General features: G+C 62.9%; 19 protein-coding genes. 9 read left to right on the forward strand and 10 right to left on the reverse strand.

The window, feature by feature from the left end:
* Positions 1-21: 21 nt before the first annotated feature.
* Both H0241_RS20840 and H0241_RS20845 read left to right on the forward strand, forming a co-directional pair.
* A complete protein-coding gene (locus H0241_RS20840; RefSeq protein WP_181059663.1) occupies positions 22-1,002 on the forward strand; it encodes an NAD(P)-dependent oxidoreductase in 981 nt (326 codons plus the stop codon).
* 161 nt (positions 1,003-1,163) lie between these two features.
* On the forward strand, positions 1,164-1,424 hold the full coding sequence (locus H0241_RS20845; RefSeq protein WP_235984384.1) for a hypothetical protein: 261 nt from the start codon (positions 1,164-1,166) through the stop codon (positions 1,422-1,424).
* Between the two features lie 23 nt (positions 1,425-1,447).
* On the opposite strand, the gene H0241_RS20850 is transcribed toward H0241_RS20845, so the two are convergent.
* Complete coding sequence (locus H0241_RS20850) at positions 1,448-2,740, reverse strand: amidase (protein ID WP_181059666.1); 1,293 nt, start codon at positions 2,738-2,740, stop codon at positions 1,448-1,450.
* A 122-nt stretch (positions 2,741-2,862) separates the two neighbouring features.
* Here H0241_RS20850 and H0241_RS20855 point away from each other — a divergent pair, with 122 nt between their 5' ends.
* The gene (locus H0241_RS20855) at positions 2,863-3,210 is read left to right on the forward strand and encodes a GFA family protein (RefSeq protein ID WP_181059668.1); all 348 of its coding nucleotides are present in this window, start codon (positions 2,863-2,865) and stop codon (positions 3,208-3,210) included.
* Positions 3,211-3,298: 88 nt separating this feature from the next.
* Here H0241_RS20855 and H0241_RS20860 read toward each other — a convergent pair whose 3' ends face one another.
* Positions 3,299-4,513, reverse strand: coding sequence for an MFS transporter (locus H0241_RS20860; RefSeq protein WP_181059670.1), 1,215 nt, complete (start codon positions 4,511-4,513; stop codon positions 3,299-3,301).
* Positions 4,514-4,687: 174 nt separating this feature from the next.
* On the opposite strand from H0241_RS20860, the gene H0241_RS20865 reads away from it, so the two are divergent.
* Together H0241_RS20865 and H0241_RS20870 are read left to right on the forward strand one after the other, a co-directional pair.
* A complete protein-coding gene (locus H0241_RS20865) occupies positions 4,688-5,659 on the forward strand; it encodes an AraC family transcriptional regulator (RefSeq protein WP_181059672.1) in 972 nt (323 codons plus the stop codon).
* Positions 5,660-5,809: 150 nt separating this feature from the next.
* Entirely contained in the window at positions 5,810-6,241 is a 432-nt protein-coding gene (locus H0241_RS20870) for a DUF4437 domain-containing protein (RefSeq protein ID WP_181059674.1), read from the forward strand.
* A gap of 27 nt (positions 6,242-6,268) precedes the next feature.
* On the opposite strand, the gene H0241_RS20875 is transcribed toward H0241_RS20870, so the two are convergent.
* The 7 genes from H0241_RS20875 to H0241_RS20905 all read right to left on the reverse strand — a co-directional run bounded on the left by H0241_RS20875 (position 6,269) and on the right by H0241_RS20905 (position 12,999).
* A complete protein-coding gene (locus H0241_RS20875; protein WP_181059676.1) occupies positions 6,269-7,372 on the reverse strand; it encodes an ABC transporter ATP-binding protein in 1,104 nt (367 codons plus the stop codon).
* Positions 7,372-8,475 (reverse strand): ABC transporter ATP-binding protein, encoded by a 1,104-nt coding sequence (locus H0241_RS20880; protein ID WP_181059678.1) that lies wholly within the window; start codon positions 8,473-8,475, stop codon positions 7,372-7,374. The genes H0241_RS20875 and H0241_RS20880 overlap by 1 nt, the downstream gene beginning before the upstream one ends.
* Entirely contained in the window at positions 8,472-8,708 is a 237-nt protein-coding gene (locus tag H0241_RS20885) for a hypothetical protein (protein WP_181059681.1), read from the reverse strand. The genes H0241_RS20880 and H0241_RS20885 overlap by 4 nt, the downstream gene beginning before the upstream one ends.
* Positions 8,705-9,664 (reverse strand): carbohydrate ABC transporter permease, encoded by a 960-nt coding sequence (locus tag H0241_RS20890; protein ID WP_181059683.1) that lies wholly within the window; start codon positions 9,662-9,664, stop codon positions 8,705-8,707. The genes H0241_RS20885 and H0241_RS20890 overlap by 4 nt, the downstream gene beginning before the upstream one ends.
* A 1-nt stretch (position 9,665) precedes the next feature.
* Positions 9,666-10,571 (reverse strand): carbohydrate ABC transporter permease, encoded by a 906-nt coding sequence (locus tag H0241_RS20895; RefSeq protein ID WP_181059686.1) that lies wholly within the window; start codon positions 10,569-10,571, stop codon positions 9,666-9,668.
* 67 nt (positions 10,572-10,638) lie between these two features.
* Positions 10,639-11,955, reverse strand: coding sequence for an ABC transporter substrate-binding protein (locus tag H0241_RS20900; RefSeq protein WP_181059689.1), 1,317 nt, complete (start codon positions 11,953-11,955; stop codon positions 10,639-10,641).
* Positions 11,956-12,315: 360 nt separating this feature from the next.
* Positions 12,316-12,999 (reverse strand): TetR/AcrR family transcriptional regulator, encoded by a 684-nt coding sequence (locus H0241_RS20905; protein WP_181059692.1) that lies wholly within the window; start codon positions 12,997-12,999, stop codon positions 12,316-12,318.
* Between the two features lie 283 nt (positions 13,000-13,282).
* Here H0241_RS20905 and H0241_RS20910 point away from each other — a divergent pair, with 283 nt between their 5' ends.
* The 3 genes from H0241_RS20910 to H0241_RS20920 are packed head-to-tail and all read left to right on the forward strand — an operon-like array spanning position 13,283 to position 15,764.
* Positions 13,283-14,479 carry a Tm-1-like ATP-binding domain-containing protein gene (locus tag H0241_RS20910; protein ID WP_181059695.1) on the forward strand — a complete coding sequence of 399 codons (1,197 nt, stop codon included), beginning with the start codon at positions 13,283-13,285 and terminating at the stop codon, positions 14,477-14,479.
* Positions 14,480-14,489: 10 nt separating this feature from the next.
* The gene (locus H0241_RS20915; protein WP_181059698.1) at positions 14,490-15,344 is read left to right on the forward strand and encodes a phosphoenolpyruvate hydrolase family protein; all 855 of its coding nucleotides are present in this window, start codon (positions 14,490-14,492) and stop codon (positions 15,342-15,344) included.
* Positions 15,345-15,347: 3 nt separating this feature from the next.
* Positions 15,348-15,764 (forward strand): cupin domain-containing protein, encoded by a 417-nt coding sequence (locus tag H0241_RS20920; protein WP_181059701.1) that lies wholly within the window; start codon positions 15,348-15,350, stop codon positions 15,762-15,764.
* Between the two features lie 167 nt (positions 15,765-15,931).
* Here H0241_RS20920 and H0241_RS20925 read toward each other — a convergent pair whose 3' ends face one another.
* Positions 15,932-17,122, reverse strand: coding sequence for a M24 family metallopeptidase (locus H0241_RS20925; protein ID WP_181059704.1), 1,191 nt, complete (start codon positions 17,120-17,122; stop codon positions 15,932-15,934).
* Positions 17,123-17,486: 364 nt separating this feature from the next.
* Here H0241_RS20925 and H0241_RS20930 point away from each other — a divergent pair, with 364 nt between their 5' ends.
* The gene (locus H0241_RS20930; protein WP_181059706.1) at positions 17,487-19,097 is read left to right on the forward strand and encodes an ABC transporter substrate-binding protein; all 1,611 of its coding nucleotides are present in this window, start codon (positions 17,487-17,489) and stop codon (positions 19,095-19,097) included.
* Positions 19,098-19,140: the final 43 nt, after the last annotated feature.

A 19,140-nucleotide genomic window follows, 5' to 3' on the forward strand; every position in this document is an offset into this window, starting at 1 on the left:
GCGATAAAAAACGGAAGCCCCATGCCCAGAATCCTGTCGACGCACACGCTGCATCCGCGTGCCTCCGCCATGCTGGCGGGCGCCGGCGAACTCGTCGTCGCCTCGGCGCTCGATGCCGCCACGCTGACCAACGAGGCGAAGAACGCCGACGTCATCATCGTTCGCGCACCACTGCCGCCCGCGTTGTTCGAAAACGCGACGAAACTGAGAGCGGCGGTTCGCCACGGCGCCGGCCTCGACATGGTGCCGATGGAGGCCGCTGCTGCCGCCGGCGTGCTGGTCGCCAACGTGCCGGCGGTCAATGCGCGATCGGTCGCCGAATATGTGATGTTCGCCGCACTCGCTCTGCTTCGACGCTTCCGCGTCGTCGACCGCGACCTGCGCGCCAGGGGCTGGAATGCCGGCCGCGACCACGCCAGCTATGCCAGCGAGCTTGCCGGCAAGACCATCGGCATCATCGGCTTCGGCGCCATCGGCCAGGCGGTTGCCCACATCGCCGCGCATGGCTTCGGCCTCAACGTCGTGGCGACGACGCGCAGCATGCAGCCGGCACCCGACAGGATCGGCTTCCTGTCGATCGACGCGCTGGTCGAACAGAGCGATATCATCGTGCTCTGCTGCCCGCTGACCGAGGAGACGCGCGGCCTGATCAACCGCGAACGCATCGCGCGCATGAAGCCCGATGCGCTGCTGATCAACATTTCGCGCGGGCCGGTGATCGATGACGAGGCGCTCATCGATGCCTTGCGCAAAGACCGCATTGGCGGCGCCGCGCTCGATGTCTTTGCGACGCAGCCGCTGCCGTCAAATCATCCCTATTTCAGTTTCGACAATGTCATTGTCACCCCGCATATGGCTGGTATCACCGAGCAGTCGATGATGCGCATGGGCGTCGGCGCTGCCGGCGAGACCTTGCTGGTGCTGGCCAACCGGCTGCCGGTCAATTTGCGCAACCCCGATGTGGTCGAGCACTATCGCAGGCGGTTCCCGGCAGACACGTGAGCCACATCGCGGTTTCGCCCCAATTCTCCGCGACGTTGAAAACCATGTTAGGTCATCGCCTCGCCTTCTTGGCCATCGCGGCGTCTTCAATCGCAGCTTTGCCGTCACTCGCCGCAGCCGAACGCGGCAGTTATGTCTACTGCAGCAACGGGATAGCGTGCATGATGGCTCCCTGCCCATCGGGCAACGCGCTCGACCTCGCCACCGGCAAGGTTATCGAGGGCGTTGCGATCGACACCTCCCCATTGTCGCTGCAAGACAGAGCCTCACCCGATGTCTCGGAAAAGCTTTACGCGGGAAAGATCGTCGTCAGAGGATCGATCCAGCATCGCGGCAGCGAACACGATCCGCCCTCACTGGTCGTCACCAGCATCGAACGCGCCACCAAGCAGAGCGAGCGCAAGCTCTGTTCGGCGCACTGATTGCCGATCTGCGGTTCTGCCTGTCAGAGCAAGCGCTCGACTTCAGCCGCGATGCGCAGCAGGTGATGGTCTTGGCCATTGCGCGCCACCAGCATCAGCCCGGCCGGCCGCGTCATGCCAGGCATCGGCAGCGAGATCGCGCAGAGGTCGAACTGGTTGGCGACCTGGGTGTTGCGCAACAACAGGGCTTCGGTACGTTCGCGCAGGGCGGCATCCTCGGCCATCGAAACGATGGTCGGCGCCGTCACCGGCGTGGTCGGCAGGGCCAGCACATCGACCGAAAGCAACCGCTCGTCCATGGCTATGCACAATGCCGCGCGGCGGCGCAGTGCCCTGATATAGACCGGCGTCGGTATTGCCGCCGCCCGTGACAACGGCCCGCTGACATAGGGATCGACCGGAACCGATGCGCCTGTCGCCAGCCAGTCGGCATGGATTTCCGCGCCTTCCATGGCCGCGATCGAACCACGTTTGGTGGCCGCGCGCAGGTCGGCAACGAGGTCGTCGATCGAAACATCCGTCAGCCGCGCGCCTGCCTGCTCGATTTTGACAAGGCTGCGATCGAACGCCGTGCCGATCCCGCTTTCGGTGTCTTCGAAAAGCAGACCGCATGGGATGCCTACACGAAGCCCGGCAAGCGGTAGCGTCAAATGCAATGGTGGCAGATCGTCGCCCGACATCGCCGCGTCGGCAAGCGCACAGGCGGCAACGCCCAGCGCCAGCGGCCCGATCGAATCCAACGTCGCGGATAAGGGATAGGCGCCGGTCAACGGCACGCGCCGCGCCGTCGGCTTGAAACCGACGACACCGTTCAGCGATGCCGGGATGCGCACCGAGCCGCCGGTGTCGGAGCCGATGGCGATGTCGCAAGTGCCCTCGCTGACCGAGACGCCGGCACCCGAGGACGAGCCGCCCGGAATGCGGCTGGCGTCGGCGGCATTGCCCGGTGTGCCGTAGTGCATGTTGTCACCGATCGCGGTGAAGGCGAATTCGGTCATGTTGGTCTTGCCGATGATGACAGCGCCGGCCTGCCGCAGCCGGTTGACGATTGCCGCGTCGTGCCGGCGAGGTGCGGTGTCCCTCAGCATCAGCGAACCAGCCGTGGTCGGCTCGCCCGCGACGTCGAACAGATCCTTGATCGAGACAATGGTGCCGTCGAGCGGCCCGAGGCTCACACCGGCCCGTTTGCGGGCATCGCTGGCATCGGCCGCGGCCCGCGCGGCTTCGGCATAGAGCCTGGTGAACACGCGTTCGTCACCGGCACGGGCGACAAGGCGCGCCAGCAAGGTTTCCAGATGATCGCGCACGGATTGCATTTTGGATGTCGGACTCCGGATGGCTGCAACGTCTTAAGGGGTAGAGGCCAGCACATGGCTTGCCGAAACTTGAAACTTGCGCAGGTCGTTTCATATCCTGCCGGACGGAAGGAAGAAAACCAATGCTCCATAAAGGCAGCTGTCACTGCGGCAAGGTCGCGTTCGAATTCAAGGCGGAGCTGACCGGCGCCGTGCGGTGCAATTGTTCGATCTGCTCGCGCAAGGGCGCGCTGTTGGCCGCCATCCCGCATGACGGCCTGAGGGTGCTGGCCTGGGGCGACGATCTGGGCACCTATACATTCGGCAATCACGCGATGGCGCACCGCTTCTGCCGCACCTGCGGCATCCATCCCTTTTCCGAGGATGTTCGCCAAGGCGGTGAACGCAGCGCCTACATCAACCTCAACTGCGTCGCAGATATCGATCCGACCAGCCTGACGATCTTCGACTTCGACGGGCGCGCGGTCTGACCCTACCGGTGGCCTCTCACCACAAAAACAACGGCCCGAAAACCTTGATGGTTCTCGGGCCGCTTCGAAAGCCGCGGATGGGTATTGGCTACTCAACGCTCTTTGGGCCGCGCGCGAACACCACGATCGCCGCCAGCAAGGTCGCCGCACCGCAATAGGCGAAGGCGCTGGCGACGCCGGCATTGTCGACCAGCAGGCCGCCGAAGACTGCGCCGAGCGCAATCGCGATCTGGAACGTCGCCACCATCAGTCCGCCGGCGCTTTCAGCCTGGTCGGGTGCGGCCCGCACCAGCCAGCTCTGCAGCCCGACCGGAACCGCGCCGAAGGCAAAGCCCCAAATGGCAACCGAAGCCGCTGCGATCGTCGGCGAGGCGCCGAGGAACAGCATCGAGGCGGCGGCGACCGCAATCAGCAACGGCGCCAGCGCCACTGCCGCCTTGAGGCTGCGTTCGGCCACGATGCCGCCGACGATGTTGCCGAAGAAGCCGCCAATGCCATAGGCGAGCAGCACCAGCGAGATCGTCTCGATGTGCAAGAGAGGCACCTTCTCAAGGAAGGGGCGGACATAGGTGAAGCCGGCGAAATGGCCGGAAGCGACCAGCAGCACGACCAGCAGCGCCACCCGGATCGACGGCCGCTCCAGCACTTCGAGCAAGGTGCGGAAGCTTGCCACGCCGACAGGCGGCAGCCGCGGAATGGTGGCTAGTTGCACCAGCAGCGCCAGCCCGCCGACGATGGTCGCGATCATGAACGCCGTGCGCCATCCCCAGATGTCGCCGACATAGGCGCCGACAGGCGCGGCAGTGACGGTGGCCAGCGAAACACCAGTCAGGATGATCGACATGGCGCGCGGCATCAGCCGCATCGACACCAGCCGCAGCGCCATGGCCGCCGACATCGCCCAGAAGCCGCCAAGCGCAACACCGAGTATGACGCGGGCGAGCAGCAGCATCGGCAGCGACGAGGCAAAGGCCGCAAGAAGGTTGGAGACGATCAGGAAGCTCGACAGCATCCACATCACCAACCGGCGGTCCATCCGCCTGGTGATGATGGCCATGGTGGGGGCGGCGATGGCGCCGACGATTGCCGTCGCCGTCACCGCCTGTCCGGCAATGCCTTCGCTGACGCCGAGATCGCGCGCCATCGGCGTCAGAAGGCTGGCCGGCAGGAATTCCGCCGTCACCAGGCCGAACACACCAAGCGCCAGCGAGACCACGGCGCCCCAGGCAGGCTCGGTTCGCTCATCGGATTCTGCAGGGTTTAGAACTGTGGCGTCGATGACGCCCGTCGAGGATTCGGCCATGGTCAGTCTCCGATCTGTTTGCAGCGCCACATAGGGAACGACCGGATGGTGGCTCCACCCGTTACATGCCTTGCCGTCGCGGCTTGGCTATGAGGCCGTTCCCTGATCTGTTTGCGGCGCTGCACTGCAACATAGGGAGTGACGGTCTGGAGTTTCCATGTTAAAAACACCGAAATGAGCTACAATTCGTCCAAAGCCGCTTTACCCGCGTCCGGCGACCCGCTGACCGACATGCTGCGCGGCTTGCGCCTTGACGGCGTCGACTATGGCCGCTGCGTGCTTGGCGAGCCCTGGGCCGTTTCCTTTCCCGCGCAGAAGGCGGCGCGGTTCCATTTCATTGGACAGCAAAGCTGCTGGCTGTACTCGCCGTCGAAGGAGTGGATCGAACTGTCGGTCGGCGACGCGCTGCTGATCCCGCGCGGCGACGAGCATATTCTGGCCAGCGCGCCAGGCGTGCCGGCCGTTCCGATCGGCCGCTACTCAATCGAACCGGTATGCGAGAATATCTACGACGTCTCCAACGGCTGCGATGGCAGCAAGACGTTGTTGTTCTGCGGCAGCATGCATTTCAACCTCGACGGTTCGCACCCGCTGCTCGACATGATGCCCAATCTCATGCAGGCGCATAGACTGATGACCAACGCGCCGGGCATCCAACATTTGCTCGATGCCATGGCAGGCGAAGTGACGATGGACCGGGTCGGCTCCGGCGGCATTCTGGCGCGTCTTGCCGACGTGCTCGCCGCCACCATCATCCGCTCCTGGGTGGAGAATGGCTGCGGCGATGCCTCCGGCTGGATTGCCGCCGTGCGCAATCCCGATGTCGGCAAGGTGCTCGCCGCCATTCATCTGCAGCCCGACCGCGACTGGACGGTCGAGGCGCTGGCCAGGGTGATGGGAGCTTCGCGCTCGGCCTTCGCCCAGCGCTTCGCCACCGTGGTCGGCGAGACGCCGGCCAAATACGTGCTGCGCGTGCGCATGCACCAGGCGCGGCAATGGCTTACCCGCGACGGCTTGAGAGTGTCGGTGGCGGCGGCGAAACTCGGGTACGATTCGGAAGCTTCCTTCAGCCGCGCCTTCAAGCGGGTGATGGGCGTGGCGCCGAGCCACCTGCGCAATACCGGCGACGGCGACATCCACTCCTGAGTTCCTGGCACCCCCGAGATTCGGGAACTCCAGAGATTCGCGACGTCCAGTCAGCCCCTCCGCGGGCTGGAGAAATTGCCAAATCTTTTGGACGGCATGTCATTGCACGCCGCCCGAACCGCCATAGTCTGGCAGGTGGAGGACCCTGCCGTGCCCAATCGCTCTGCGTTTCTAGCGCTCGCCATTCTATGCGTCTTTCCCGCTCGCGCCTTTGCCCTCGAGAACAGCTACCTGCCGGCCGACAAGATCCCCTATGTCGCCGAGGTGCCCGACCAGCCGCATCGTCTCGGCCCATTATGGGGTGAGCGCGCCAAGGGCCCGGCCGGCACCTTGCTGAAAGTTCCCGGCAACTGGCGCGCACCCATCCATGCACACACCGCCGACTATCGCGCGGTGGTGATCAAGGGGCTGTGGGCGCATTGGCAGATGGACGGCGGCGAAGCAACCAAGGTCGAACTGCCGCCGGGGTCTTACTGGACCCAGAAGGCCAATGAGATGCACGACGACGCCTGCCTGTCGGAGACGGAGTGCGTGATCCTGCTGATCAACGACACGCCCTACGAGACCTATTTCCAGAAATAGTCAGGCGGTACCGTCGTTCGACCGCAACTAGCTGGCGTGCCGCAAACTCACGCCGCTGCCCTTGTCGAACAGCACCACCTTGTCCGCGTTCCAGGCAAAGCGCACCGATTGCTCGATCGCCACATCGGTTCGCGCCGGTACCGTGGCGCGCAGCGTGGTGTCGCCGACCCGCAGAGTCAGGATCTTTTCGACGCCGTGGTTCTCGACATCGTGGACGCGCGCCTCGACCGGCGCGCCACTCTCGAGATAGACATCCTCGGGGCGGATACCGAAGACGAGCGGGCGCCCCTCCGTCGCCGCGCCCGTCTTGGCTCCCCCAAAAGTCTTGGCCCCGATTGTAAGCGGCAGCTCGAAATTCATCGGCGCCATGACCGCGCGGTTGTTGACCAGCCGGCCGTCGATGAGGTTCATCGGCGGCGAACCGACGAAGCTCGCCACATAGGTGTCGCGCGGATTGTTGTAGATCTCATGCGGCGTGCCGGTCTGGACGATGCGGCCATGGTTCAACACGCCGACCTTGTCGCCCATCGACATCGCCTCGATCTGGTCGTGGGTGACGAACAGGAAGGTGGCGCCAAGCTGGATCTGCAGGTTCTTCAGTTCCGTACGCAGCGCTTCGCGCAGCTTGGCGTCAAGCGCCGACAGCGGCTCGTCCATCAGGAACACGCGCGGCTTGCGCACGATTGCGCGGCCGATCGAGACGCGCTGCATTTCGCCGCCTGAAAGGCGGTCGGTCTTGCGGTCGAGCAGATGTTCGATCCGCAGTGTCTTGGCGGCGCGCGCAACGCGGTCCTTGATCTCGGCGTCGGGCAGCCGGCGAATCTTCGGCTTCAACGGGAATTCGAGATTTTCGCGCACCGTATAGCGCGGGTAGAGCGAATATTGTTGCAGCACCAGTGCCACGTCGCGCTCGGCGGCGCCCCAGTCGGCGACATCGACGCCGTCGATAAACACCTGGCCCTCGGTCGGCTTTTCCAGACCGGCGATCATGCGCAGCGTCGTCGTCTTGCCAGCGCCGGTCTCGCCGAGCAGCACGAAGAACTCGCCATCGCCGATCTCGAGATTGAGCCCGGTCAGCGCGGTGTGGTTGCCGAAGCTCTTGGAAATATTCTTGAGCTGGATATGAGCCATCAGAGCCTCACCTCGAGCGACTTGCCGCTTGCCGTGTCGAAGAAATGCGCCTGCGTCGGATCGATCCTGGCGAAGACCTTTTCGCCCGGGCCGCCGACAAAGCCGCTCTTGGTGCGGGCGCGCAGCATCTTGGTACCGACCTTGAGGTCGACAATGTCGAACGAGCCCAGCGGCTCGACGATCTGCGTCTCGACCGGCAGGAAGCCTTCCGCCGCTTCATGGCGCACCAGTACACCTTCCGGCCGGATGCCGAGCGCAAGCTGGCCGCTGGCATGGCCGTTGAGCTTGGACAAGAGCGCGCGCGGGAATTCGAAGCCGGCGGCAGCACCGCCGACGGTGACCGAGGCCGACGACGCCGTTTCGGCGACCGACGCATCGGCGACGTTCATCACCGGGCTGCCGACGAATTGCGCCACGAACAGATTGGCCGGACGCGAATAGACCTCGTCCGGTGAGCCGACCTGCTGCAGCACCCCCTCATGCATGATGACGATGCGGTCGGCGAGGCTCATCGCCTCGATCTGGTCGTGCGTGACATAGATGGTGGTCGAGCCCTGCTTAATGTGCAGCCGCTTGATCTCGGCCCGCATCTCTTCGCGCAATTTGGCGTCGAGCGCGCCGATCGGCTCGTCCATCAGCATCGCCTTTGGACGCCGCACCAGCGCCCGGCCGATGGCGACGCGCTGCATGTCGCCACCCGACAGCGCCGACGGCTTCTTGCCCAGCAGGTCGGTGATCTGCAGCGTCTTGGCGACCGAGCGTACTTCCTGGTCTATCTCGGCCTTGCTCTTGCGTGTGGCACGCAAGGGAAAGGCAATGTTCTCGTAGACGCTCATATGCGGATAGAGCGAGAACGACTGGAACACCATGGCGATGTCGCGGTCGGCGGCCTTGAGGTGTTGCACCGGCTTGCCGTCAATGAGGATGTCACCGCCGTCGATCGTCTCCAGCCCGGCAATTGCCCGCAATGTTGTCGTCTTGCCGCAACCCGACTGACCGAGCAGCACGATGAACTCGTTGTCGTCGATCTTGAGGTTGAGGTCCTTGATGACCTGGACGGCGCCGAAATATTTTTGCACGCCGCGAAGCTCGATCTGGGTCAATGCTGTGCTCCCGGATTCCCGGCGCCTGGATTTCCTATTTGCCCGGTGCCGGCCTTCTCCTCCGGCGCAATCTTCGAGGTGATGTTGAAGCCGATCAGGCCGATCAGGATGATGGTCACGCCATAGCTGTGCAGCAGCATGTTCCACGGCTGGCAAAGCGCGATGATGCCGAGCACCATCAGGATCTGCGAGCCGGGTTCGAGATATTTCTGGTTGATGGCACGAAAGCTCATTTGCGGATCGCTCCGAAGGACATGCCGCGCAGCAAATGGTTGCGGAGCAGGAAGGTGAAGATTGCGACCGGCAGCAGGAACAGGAAGGTTCCAGCGGCGATCACCGTCCAATCCGGCAGGCCGGCGCCGACCTGGCTGGGAATGAAGGGGGGCGCCGTCTGGGCGCGGCGGTTGGTCATGATCAGTGCGAAGGCATATTCGTTCCACGCGGTGATGAAGCAGAAAACCGCGGTGGCGGCGATGCCGGTGGCGGCCTCCGGCAGCACGATCTTGAAGAAGGCTTCCATCCGCGTATAGCCGTCGACGAGGGCTGCTTCCTCATACTCCTTCGGGATTTCGTCCATGAAGCCTTTCATCAGCCAGACCGAGAAGGACAGGTTGAAAGCGGTGTAGAGGATGATCAGACCGAGGTGGGAATCGTTGAGGCCTACCGCCCGATACATCAGGAACATCGGGATCGCGACCACCACCGGCGGCAGCATGCGCGTCGACAAGATGAAGAAGAGCAGGTCCGCCTCCCCCTTCACCTTGAAGCGCGAGAATCCGTAGGCGGTGAAGGTGCCCATGCCGACTGCCAGCACCGTGGAGGTGATGGCGATGATCAGCGAGTTCATGAAGCGGCTCGGATAGCCGGACCATTGCACCTGGCCCTTGCCATCGCGCACGATTTTTTCACCGCCATCGAAGACGACACGTTCCCACCACGGCGCTGCGGCATACTCTTCCGGCGACGGCGGGTTGCGCATCTGCGAGCGCTTGGTGAACAGTTTGACGAAGGGCGAAATCTCCGGCTGGAACACCACCGTCGGCGGGATGGTCGTGGCAAGATTGCGCGGCTTGAACGCCGTCGAGGCGATCCAGTAGATCGGCGCCAGGAAGATGATCGTCACCAAAAGAACGGCGACAATGGCGACGCGATTGAAGCCGATTTCGGAAGAAGTGCGGACGGCGGCCATCTCAGCGCTCCTTCACCTTGTTGAGGTACTTGACGTAGATGTTGGTGATGGCCAGCACCATGATCAGCACGATGTAGGCGAGTGCGCAGGAGCGCCCGGTCTGCCATTCCTGGAATGCCATCTTGTACAGCCGGATCGAGATCAGCTCGGCCGTCGGCTGGCTGGTCAGGATGTAGGCGAGGTCGAAGGTCTTGAACGCTTCCATGGTGCGGAAGATGACCGCGATCATCAGGATCGGCGCGACCAGCGGCAGTGTGATGCGGAAGAAGGTATAGAATGGTCCGGCGCGGTCAATCGCCGCTGCTTCGTAGAGATGCTTCGGCACCGCCGAAAGGCCGGCCAGCGACAACAGCATGACGAAGGGCGACCACATCCAGATGTCGGTCAGCGCAACCGCGTAGAGCGCCATCTTGGGATCGGCCAGCCACTCGAAATTGCCGAGGCCGAGCGCATAGTTGATAACCCCCCATGACGGATCATAGAGCAGTTTCCAGAACAGACCGACGACGGCCATCGACAGCATCATCGGCAGCAACAGCAGCGTTGTGATGAGACCCTTGAGGGGAATATCCCGGTTGAGCAGCATGGCCACGCCGAAGCCGACAAGCAGCTGGCCGGCGACCGAGATGATGACGTACTTCGCCGTGATGGCGAAGTTGGACCAGACATAGGGGTCATTGAGCAGGTCGCGATAATTCTGCAGCCCGACGAAATTTGCCGGCGCGTTGGTCGACGCGCGGAAGTCGGTGAAGGAATAGCCGAGCGAATAGATCAGCGGGAAAATGTTGAAGACGATCAGGAACAGGATCGTCGGAATGATGAAGAGATTGCGGATCGACATGTCGCTCAGGCCGCGCGCGGCGGCCCGTGAGGTCCTGTCCAGCGTGGTGATCATCGTGGTCGCCAAGACCCTGCTCCTGTTTCGGAAAAAAGTACGGAGGAGGCACGGATGCCCCCTCCGCGAGAAATGCTGCTTATTGACCGCGGCCGTATTTCTTGAACGTGGCGTTCCAGTCGGCTGCGAGTGCGTCCAGCGTTTCCTTGGCGGTGCCTTCGCCGCCGATCATGTAGGGATAGACGCGCTGGTTGAGCTGCTGCAGCAGTTCGGCATATTCCGGCACCGCCCAGAAGTCCTTCACCTTGAACATGGTCTCGTAGAAGGCCTTGTTGTACGGCGTGGCGTTCTGGAATTCCTCCGACTTGAGCACGGCGGCGCTGCAGGTGTAGCCGCCGAGCGCTGCCCACTTCTTCTGGGTTTCGTCCTTGATGAACCATTCAAGGAACTTCGTCGCCTCTTCCTGCTTCTTGGAGTAGGAAACGATGGAGATGCCCTGGCCGCCGAGCGCGGCGAACTGGTCGCCGCCAGGGCCGGGAGGATTGGCGAAGAAGCCGGTGTTCTTGGCGTTCGGGTTCGACGCCTCGTTGATCAGCGAGGGGAAGAACGCGAAGTAGTTCATGCTCATCGCGGCCAGGTTTTCAGTGATCGCCTGGTTGTCCTCGACGAAGAAAGACTTGGCCCAGCCCGGAGGCGTGAACTTGTAGAGTTCCTTGTATGCGTCGAGCGCCGCGATCGCCTTGTCGGAGTTGATGATGCCGTCGACTTTGTAGGTCGAATAGTCACCCAGTTCGCCGCCATAGGAGAACAGCGCGTTCTCGAAGCCCATCGCCATCGCGTCATAGGAATTATCGGTGTAGATGGCGATGCCGTATTTCTTCTGATCAGGCCGGTAGAAGAATTCGGCGATGTCGCGCAGCGCCTTGAAATCCTTCGGCACGTCGAGATCGTAGCCGTACTTGGCCTTGAAGGCTTCCTTTTCCTTGGGGTCTTCGAACCAGTCCTTGCGATAGGACCAGCCGACGGCGTCGCCTTCGAGCGGGATGGCCCAGTACTTGCTGCTGCCGCCCGGATATTCGGCGTAGTATTTCACCGTCGCCGGTGCCATCACTTCGCCGACCTTGTGCTTGTTGAAGAAGTCGGTCAGGTCGACATAGTGGCCGCCGGTCGAGCCGGCGCCGAGCCATTGCGAGTCGCCGACGACCATATCATAGGCGTCGCCATGAGCGTTGAACTCGGTGAAGGCCTTGGTCTGGAAGTCAGACCAGGGCGTGGTTTCCACCGTGATCTTGACGCCGGTTTCCTTCTCGTACTCGTTGCCGAGTTCCTGCAGGTAATTGGCCGGATCCCATTCCGCCCAGAAGATGGTGAGTTCCTTGTCCTGCGCGTAGACGGACGTTCCGCAGGCAAGCACTAAGCCGATACCAGCAAGCAGGCTGGTCATTGTCTTGCGCATAATGATTTCCTCCCTTGTGCGCATTCTACCTTGTCATGCGAGCCGGCGGTGAAGCCGGCCCTGGTAGTTCCTCCCGAGATCGCGCCTTTCCGGTTCCAAGCCTCCTCGCTTTGCCGGAAAATGGATCGCAGCTCTCACTTTCGATCCGCTTTTTCTGTCCTGATCTGGTATTACCAATTTTGGATAGCCGTCAAGCTCTTTCTTGGACCGCTACCGGAGCTTGTATAACCGGATTCTTCATGTATCTGACTGTTTTCCCTTAATTTTCCTACTCCTTGATATAGGATGGCCTTGTTTCGGCACCTACATCCCGGTTAACATCAGTAGTGGTCGCTCAAATCTGGTCGAACCAGATTGGCGCTATTTAGCTGCTGCCGCCGGCCGAACCGCATCCGCTTCTGTCATCGATTCCGCCATCGCCGTGCGCACCAGGGCGCCCGCCGCCCATTGCGCGACCGACCGCATGCCGCGGCTATCGAGCCCCCATATGTCTTTCAGCACGATCAGCAATTCGACGCCGAACATCATCGACAGCGCCTGCGCCAGGCGCTTGAATTCGCGCGGCGGCAGCTGACCCTTGAGCGGCGCAATGGCATCCTTCAACAGCTGGACGCGATGACCGCGCGTGAACTGCGGCTCACCGCCCAGCGTGCCCGCCTGGCGCTGTGCCCACTGGTCGAGCGACAGCTTCAGCGCCGCCTTGAAGGTCGCCTCGAAAGCCTCGATGCGCGGCATGGCGGTGTCGAAAAGTTCGGCGACGCGGCGTTGCGGATCTTTCGAAGCCGATTGCCAGGTCAGGATCGGACCGAGCCCCTCGTCGACCACCGCCTGCACCAGGGCCGCCTGGCTGGGGAAATAGCGATAGGCGGTGGCGCGCGACACTTCCGCCGCTTCCGCGACTTCGCTGACCGACGGGGTGACGCCCGCCTGCATCAGCCGCGTCGCCGTCTCCAGCATCAGCCGTTTTGTGCGGGCACGTGGGCCGCGTTCGACAGCCTCCTTGGTGTCGTCGTTCACTGCGGCTTGTTGACGTGAGACATTCATGTCAATACGATACGCGCGTCTCAAAAAATTGCAATGGCCTTCCTAGTTTCGGAGTGGTTATGTTGACACTCTACGGCGCCCCCCTCTGTCCTGCCGGACATCTCCCCCACTTGGGGGGAGATCGAACTTCGTCTCCGCTTTCGCCAATCACCAACTTTGCAGAACAAGTGTTGTGGTCCGCGCCAGCCAATCTCCCCCCAAGTGGGGGAGATGTCCGGCAGGACAGAGGGGGGCGCCGTAGAGCGCTGCATTCTCATGTGCCAGCCAGCACCGGGAGGCGCAGATGAAGCGCATCTACGTGGTGGGCACGGCCGACACCAAGGGCGAAGAGCTTGCCTTCCTGGCCGATGCGATTGCTGCCACCGGCAGTTCGGTAGCCCGCGTCGACATCGGCACGCGCGGCGCCACCGTGCCGGTCGATATCCCGGCCAGCGAGGTCGCGGCGCATCACCCGGACGGAGGCGGCGGCGTGCTCGGCATCGACGATCGCGGCAGATCTGTCGCGGCCATGGCGGTCGCCTTTACCAGCTTCATCCAGTCACGCGACGACGTAGCCGGCATCATCGGCATTGGCGGCGGCGGTGGCACCTCGATCATCACATCCGGCATGCGCGCGCTGCCGCTCGGCCTGCCTAAGATCATGGTCTCGACGCTCGCCTCCGGCGACACCGCACCCTATGTCGACGTCTCCGACATCATCATGATGCCCTCGGTAACCGACATGGCCGGCCTCAACCGGCTGTCGCGTGTCGTGTTGCACAATGCAGCGCAGGCCATCGCGGGCATGGCTGCCAAGCCGGCGCCAGCCGCAACCGGCAAGCCGGCGCTCGGGCTCACCATGTTCGGCGTCACCACACCTTGCGTGACAGCCATCGCCGACCAGCTGCGCGCGAACTACGACTGCATGGTCTTTCACGCCACCGGCACCGGCGGCCGCTCGATGGAGAAACTCGCCGATTCAGGGCTGCTCGCCGGCGTCATCGACATCACCACGACGGAGGTCTGCGACCTGCTGTTCGGCGGCGTGCTGCCGGCGACCGAGGATCGCTTCGGCGCCATTGCTCGCACCGGCGTCCCCTATGTCGGTTCCGTCGGCGCGCTCGACATGGTCAACTTCTGGGCACCGCCGACCATTCCTGAGAAATATCGCGGCCGGCTGTTTTACGAGCACAACCCCAACGTCACGCTGATGCGCACCACAGCCGACGAATGCCGCGGCATCGGCGAATGGATCGGCACCAGGCTCGCCCTCTGCGACGGTCCCGTGCATTTCCTGATCCCTGAAAAGGGCGTCTCGGCGCTCGACATCGAAGGCGGCGTTTTTTTCGATCCGCAAGCCGACGCCGTCCTGTTCGAGGCTATCGAGCGCACCATCAAGCCGAACGCCACGCGCCGCGTGACGCGGCTGCCGTTGCACATCAACGATCCGGAATTTGCCAAGGCCGCAACCGCGGCCTTCCTCGACATCGCCAGACAGTGAGAGCCCAGACATGGCCGCCATACCGCGCAAGGACATTCTGAAGAAGTTCAAGGCGATGATCGCCGACGGCGTGCCGATCGTCGGCGGCGGTGCCGGCACCGGCCTGTCGGCCAAGGCCGAGGAGGCCGGCGGCATCGACCTGATCATCATCTACAATTCCGGCCGCTACCGCATGGCCGGGCGCGGCTCGGCCGCCGGCCTGCTCGCCTACGGCAATGCCAACGAGATCGTCAAGGAAATGGCCTACGAGGTGCTGCCGGTGGTCAAGAAAACGCCGGTGCTGGCCGGCGTCAACGGCACCGATCCTTTCGTCATCATGCCGCTTCTGCTCGCCGAACTGAAGACGATGGGCTTTTCGGGCGTGCAGAATTTTCCGACCATCGGCCTGTTCGACGGCAGCATGCGTCAGAGCTTTGAGGAGACCGGCATGGGTTTTGGGCTCGAGGTCGACATGATCGCCGAGGCGCACAAGCTCGATCTTCTTACCACGCCCTACGTCTTCAACCCGGACGAGGCGCGCGCCATGACAAAAGCCGGCGCCGACATTGTCGTTGCTCATATGGGGGTAACGACCGGCGGCTCGATCGGCGCGACGTCGGCCAAGTCGCTCGACGACTGTGTCGTCCAGATCGACGCCATCGCCAACGCCGCGCGCTCGGTGCGCAAGGATGTCATCCTGCTTTGCCATGGCGGTCCGATCTCGATGCCGGAAGACGCCCGCTACATCCTCGACCGCTGCAAGGGCCTGCATGGTTTCTACGGCGCGAGCTCGATGGAACGGCTACCGGCCGAAGCCGCGATCACCAGGCAGACGGCGGATTTCAAGGCCGTCACGCTGCACAACCAGAAGAAAAAGAAGGGATGAGAGATGACCGACAAGAGCAAGGTGTTTGTCTACCCGAAGGACGTCAGCGCCTTCGGCTTCGACTGGGGCAAGCTGGCACTGACGGTGGCGCCCGAAGTGAACGGTGCGACCCGCTTTTCCGGCGGCGTCGTCGACCTGCCCTCGGGCAAGGGCCACACCCGCCACAACCATCCCGGCGCCGAAGAAATCATCTTCGTCATCTCAGGCCATGGCGAGCAGATGGTCGAGGACGAGCAGGGCAACCCGGTTGTCGCCAAGGTCGGTCCCGGCTGCACCATCTATGTGCCTGAGAGCCGTTTCCATTCGACGCTGAACACCGGTGACGGGCCAATGCAGCTCTTCGTCGTCTACTCGCCGGCCGGGCCGGAACTGATGCTGCGGGAGTTGCCGGATTTCAGGCTGATCCCGGCGGGGAAGTGATCGCGAAAGGCCCCCTCATCCGGCCGCTTCGCGGCCACCTTCTCCCCGAGGGGAGAAGAGACGGGCACCATCGCCGGCTCCCTCCTCTCCCCTCGGGGAGAGGTCGGATTGTCCCGAATTGCCCTTCGCAATTCGGTTGGCAATCCGGGTGAGGGGGCTGCCCCCAGCTAGGCCGCCCCACCCCTATTCCATCCCCGCGCTCGATCACCAAACATCACATACCCCGCATCGGTCACCGCCAGCGTATCCTCCAGCTTGATGAACCCCCGCGCCGGGTGAAGCATGGTCGTCTCCACCGACAGCACCATGTTCGTTTCCAGCGGCTTGGCGGCGTAGGTGCCTTCGTAGGTCACTGGATGGTTGGTCATCAGGAACGGCGCTTCATGGGTGATCAGACCCATGCCGTGGGCGAAGAAATCAGTATAGGGCGCTACCTTGGAAGCCTTCAGCACGCCCTCGGCATGCGAAATCATGTCACCGCCGATGGTGCCTGCCTTGACCTTGGAGAACGCCGTCTGCTGCACCGTCTCGACCTCGGCCAGCAGATCTTGGAGTTCGGCATCCGGCTCGCCCAGAATACCCATGCGGCAGAGGTCGCCGATATAGCCGTGATAGTTGCCGCCGGAATCGATCGACAGCACTTCGCCCTTCTTCCACGCTTGCGGCGAAGCGGCGCGGTTGTGGCTGGCGCCCAGCGTCAGCAGGCAATATTCGAAATGCGCGCCGCGATTGGTTTCCTCGCGCCGCAACTGCTCGATCATTTCGACCTTGGTCGTGCCTTCGCGCGCCCACTGGATGGTTGCCAGCATGGAATCGGTGATCAGCTCGGAAGCGATGCGCAGCTTTTCGAGCTCGGCCTCTGTCTTGATGGCGCGCATCCGCTCCAGCATGTCGGTCGCGTCGATCAGCTTCGCGTCCGGCAGCGCCTTGCGGATCAACGCATAGGCATCCGATGGCAGGAAGGCCGGTTCGATGCCAATGCGGGCGCCTGCCTTGCCGATCTTGCGCACGTGCTCGACCGCCAGATTGGCGGCGTCGAGGGTGCCCCAGCAGGCAGCGTGCAGCGTCGGCGTCCAGAACGGGTTGTTCTGGTGCTCGGCACCTTCCATGCGGTTGCCGATATAGGCGGCATGGTCCGGCCCGCCCTTCTCATAGACAACGACAGGCAGATAGCGGCTGTGGCCGATCGCATCCATGGCGGCAAAGAAGATGAACTTGTAGCCGCCGAGCAGGTATTGCGTGTTGTGCTTGGAGGTCGCCAGCAGCACATCAATGCCGGCTTCCTCCATCAGCCGGTCGACCCTCGCCTGGTCGAACGGGATATTGCTGACGGCATTCTTGCCCGGGGCAATGTTCATCTCTCTCTCCCTGAATTGTCCGGGATCGCCGGTCGCGCTGCGCCCGATCCCTTGGCTGTCGGTCAAATCTGCACCATTTCGCCCACTCTGGTCCAGCCAGAAACAGGTCAAATTGCTTCAGCGGGTGGACACCAAGACGTCATTGCTGAATGTCAAGGCAATCTGGTCCTACCAGAATATCAGAATGGAAGACCACCTCTAAAACTGGTCCAGTGGACGAAAATTTCAAAGCCAAGCAAGGATGCGCCAAATCCGTCTCTGGCGAAACCCTTGGCAAGGGCCATAATCGCCGCAAGGATGCTGGCGGGGCCGCCGGCATCAAGGGGCGCGCCCAACCGGGTCGCGGAGAGGACGGAGTTCGATCATGTCAGATTTCACGATTTCCAGACGCACGCTGCTTTCGGGATCAGCCTTGCTGCTGGCCTCCACCGCCATGCCGGCGATTGGCTGGGGGCAGACGCCGAAGAAGGGCGGCCGCCTCGTGCTTGCCGCCGATTCCGAGCCGCGTAACCTCAATCCGGCCATCGTCGCCTCCAACGGCGTCTTCTTCATCTCCAGCAAGATCGTCGAAACGCTGGCCGAAGCCTCCTTCGACGGCAAGGATGGGCTCGAGCCGCGCCTTGCGCTCTCCTGGGAAGGCGCCGCCGATGGCCTCTCGGTGACGTTCAAACTGCGCGACGGCGTCAAATGGCATGACGGCAAGCCGTTCACCTCGGCCGACGTCGCCTTCTCGGCGCTGCAGATCTGGAAGCCGCTGCAGAATCTCGGCCGCACCGTGTTCAAGGATCTGGCCAGCGTCGACACGCCTGACGATCTCACCGCCGTGTTCAAATTCGCCAAGCCAACGCCGTTCCAGCTGATCCGCAACGCGCTGCCGGCGCTGTCGAGCGTGGTGCCGAAACATATTTATGAGGTCGGCAAGATCGAGGACAACCCGGCCAACAATGCGCCCATCGGCACCGGGCCGTTCAAGTTCGGCGAGTACAAGGCCGGCCAATATTACAAGCTGACCAGGAATGCGGACTACTGGGGCAAGGACGAGCCCTATCTCGACGAGATCATCTATCAGGTGCTGCCCGACCGCACCTCGGCTGCAGCTGCGCTCGAGGCCGAAGAGATCCAGCTCGCCGCCTTCTCCGCCGTGCCGCTGGCCGATCTCGACCGTATCTCCAAGGTGCCGGGCCTGAAGGTGATTTCCAAGGGCTATGAGGGGCTGACCTATCAACTCGTCGTCGAGATCAACCATCGCCGCAAGGAACTCGCCGATTTGAACGTGCGCCAAGCGATCGCGCATGCCATCGACAAGGACTTCGTCGTCAAGACGGTGTTCCTCGGCTATGCCGCCATCGCCACCGGCCCGGTGCCGAAGAACGATCCGCAATTCTACACCGCCGACGTGCCGACCTATCCATTCGACGTCGCCAAGGCCAACGACCTGCTCGACGAGGCCGGCTACATCAGGGCCGATGACGGCAAGCGTTTTGCACTGAGGCTCTTGCCGGCGCCCTATTTCAACGAGACCAAGCAATTCGGCGACTATCTACGCCAAGCGCTGGCAGCCATCGGCATCGACGCCGAGATCGTCAACAACGACTCCGCAGCGCACATCAAGGCGGTCTACACCGACCACACCTTCGACCTCGCCGTCGGCCCGCCAGTGTTCCGCGGCGACCCGGCGATCTCGACCACCATCCTGGTGCAGAGCGGCATTCCCGACGGCGTGCCGTTCTCCAACCAGGGCGGCTACAAGAACGAAGCGCTCGATGCGCTGATCGCCAAGGCATCGGAGACGCTCGACACCACGGCGCGCACCGGCCTCTACAAGGAATTCCAGAAACAGGTCGCGGCCGACCTGCCGCTGATCAATGTGTCGGAGTGGAGTTTCATCAGCGTCGCGCGCGATACGGTGGGCAACATCGCCAACAACCCGCGCTGGGCGGTTTCGAACTGGGCGGACACGTATCTGGCGGGTTAGCACGATCTGCACGGGATGCTTGCGCATCGTTTGGACGAATGCT

Origin of the sequence: Mesorhizobium neociceri (assembly GCF_013520985.1) — a bacterium.
Classification (GTDB): Bacteria; Pseudomonadota; Alphaproteobacteria; order Rhizobiales; family Rhizobiaceae; genus Mesorhizobium; species Mesorhizobium neociceri.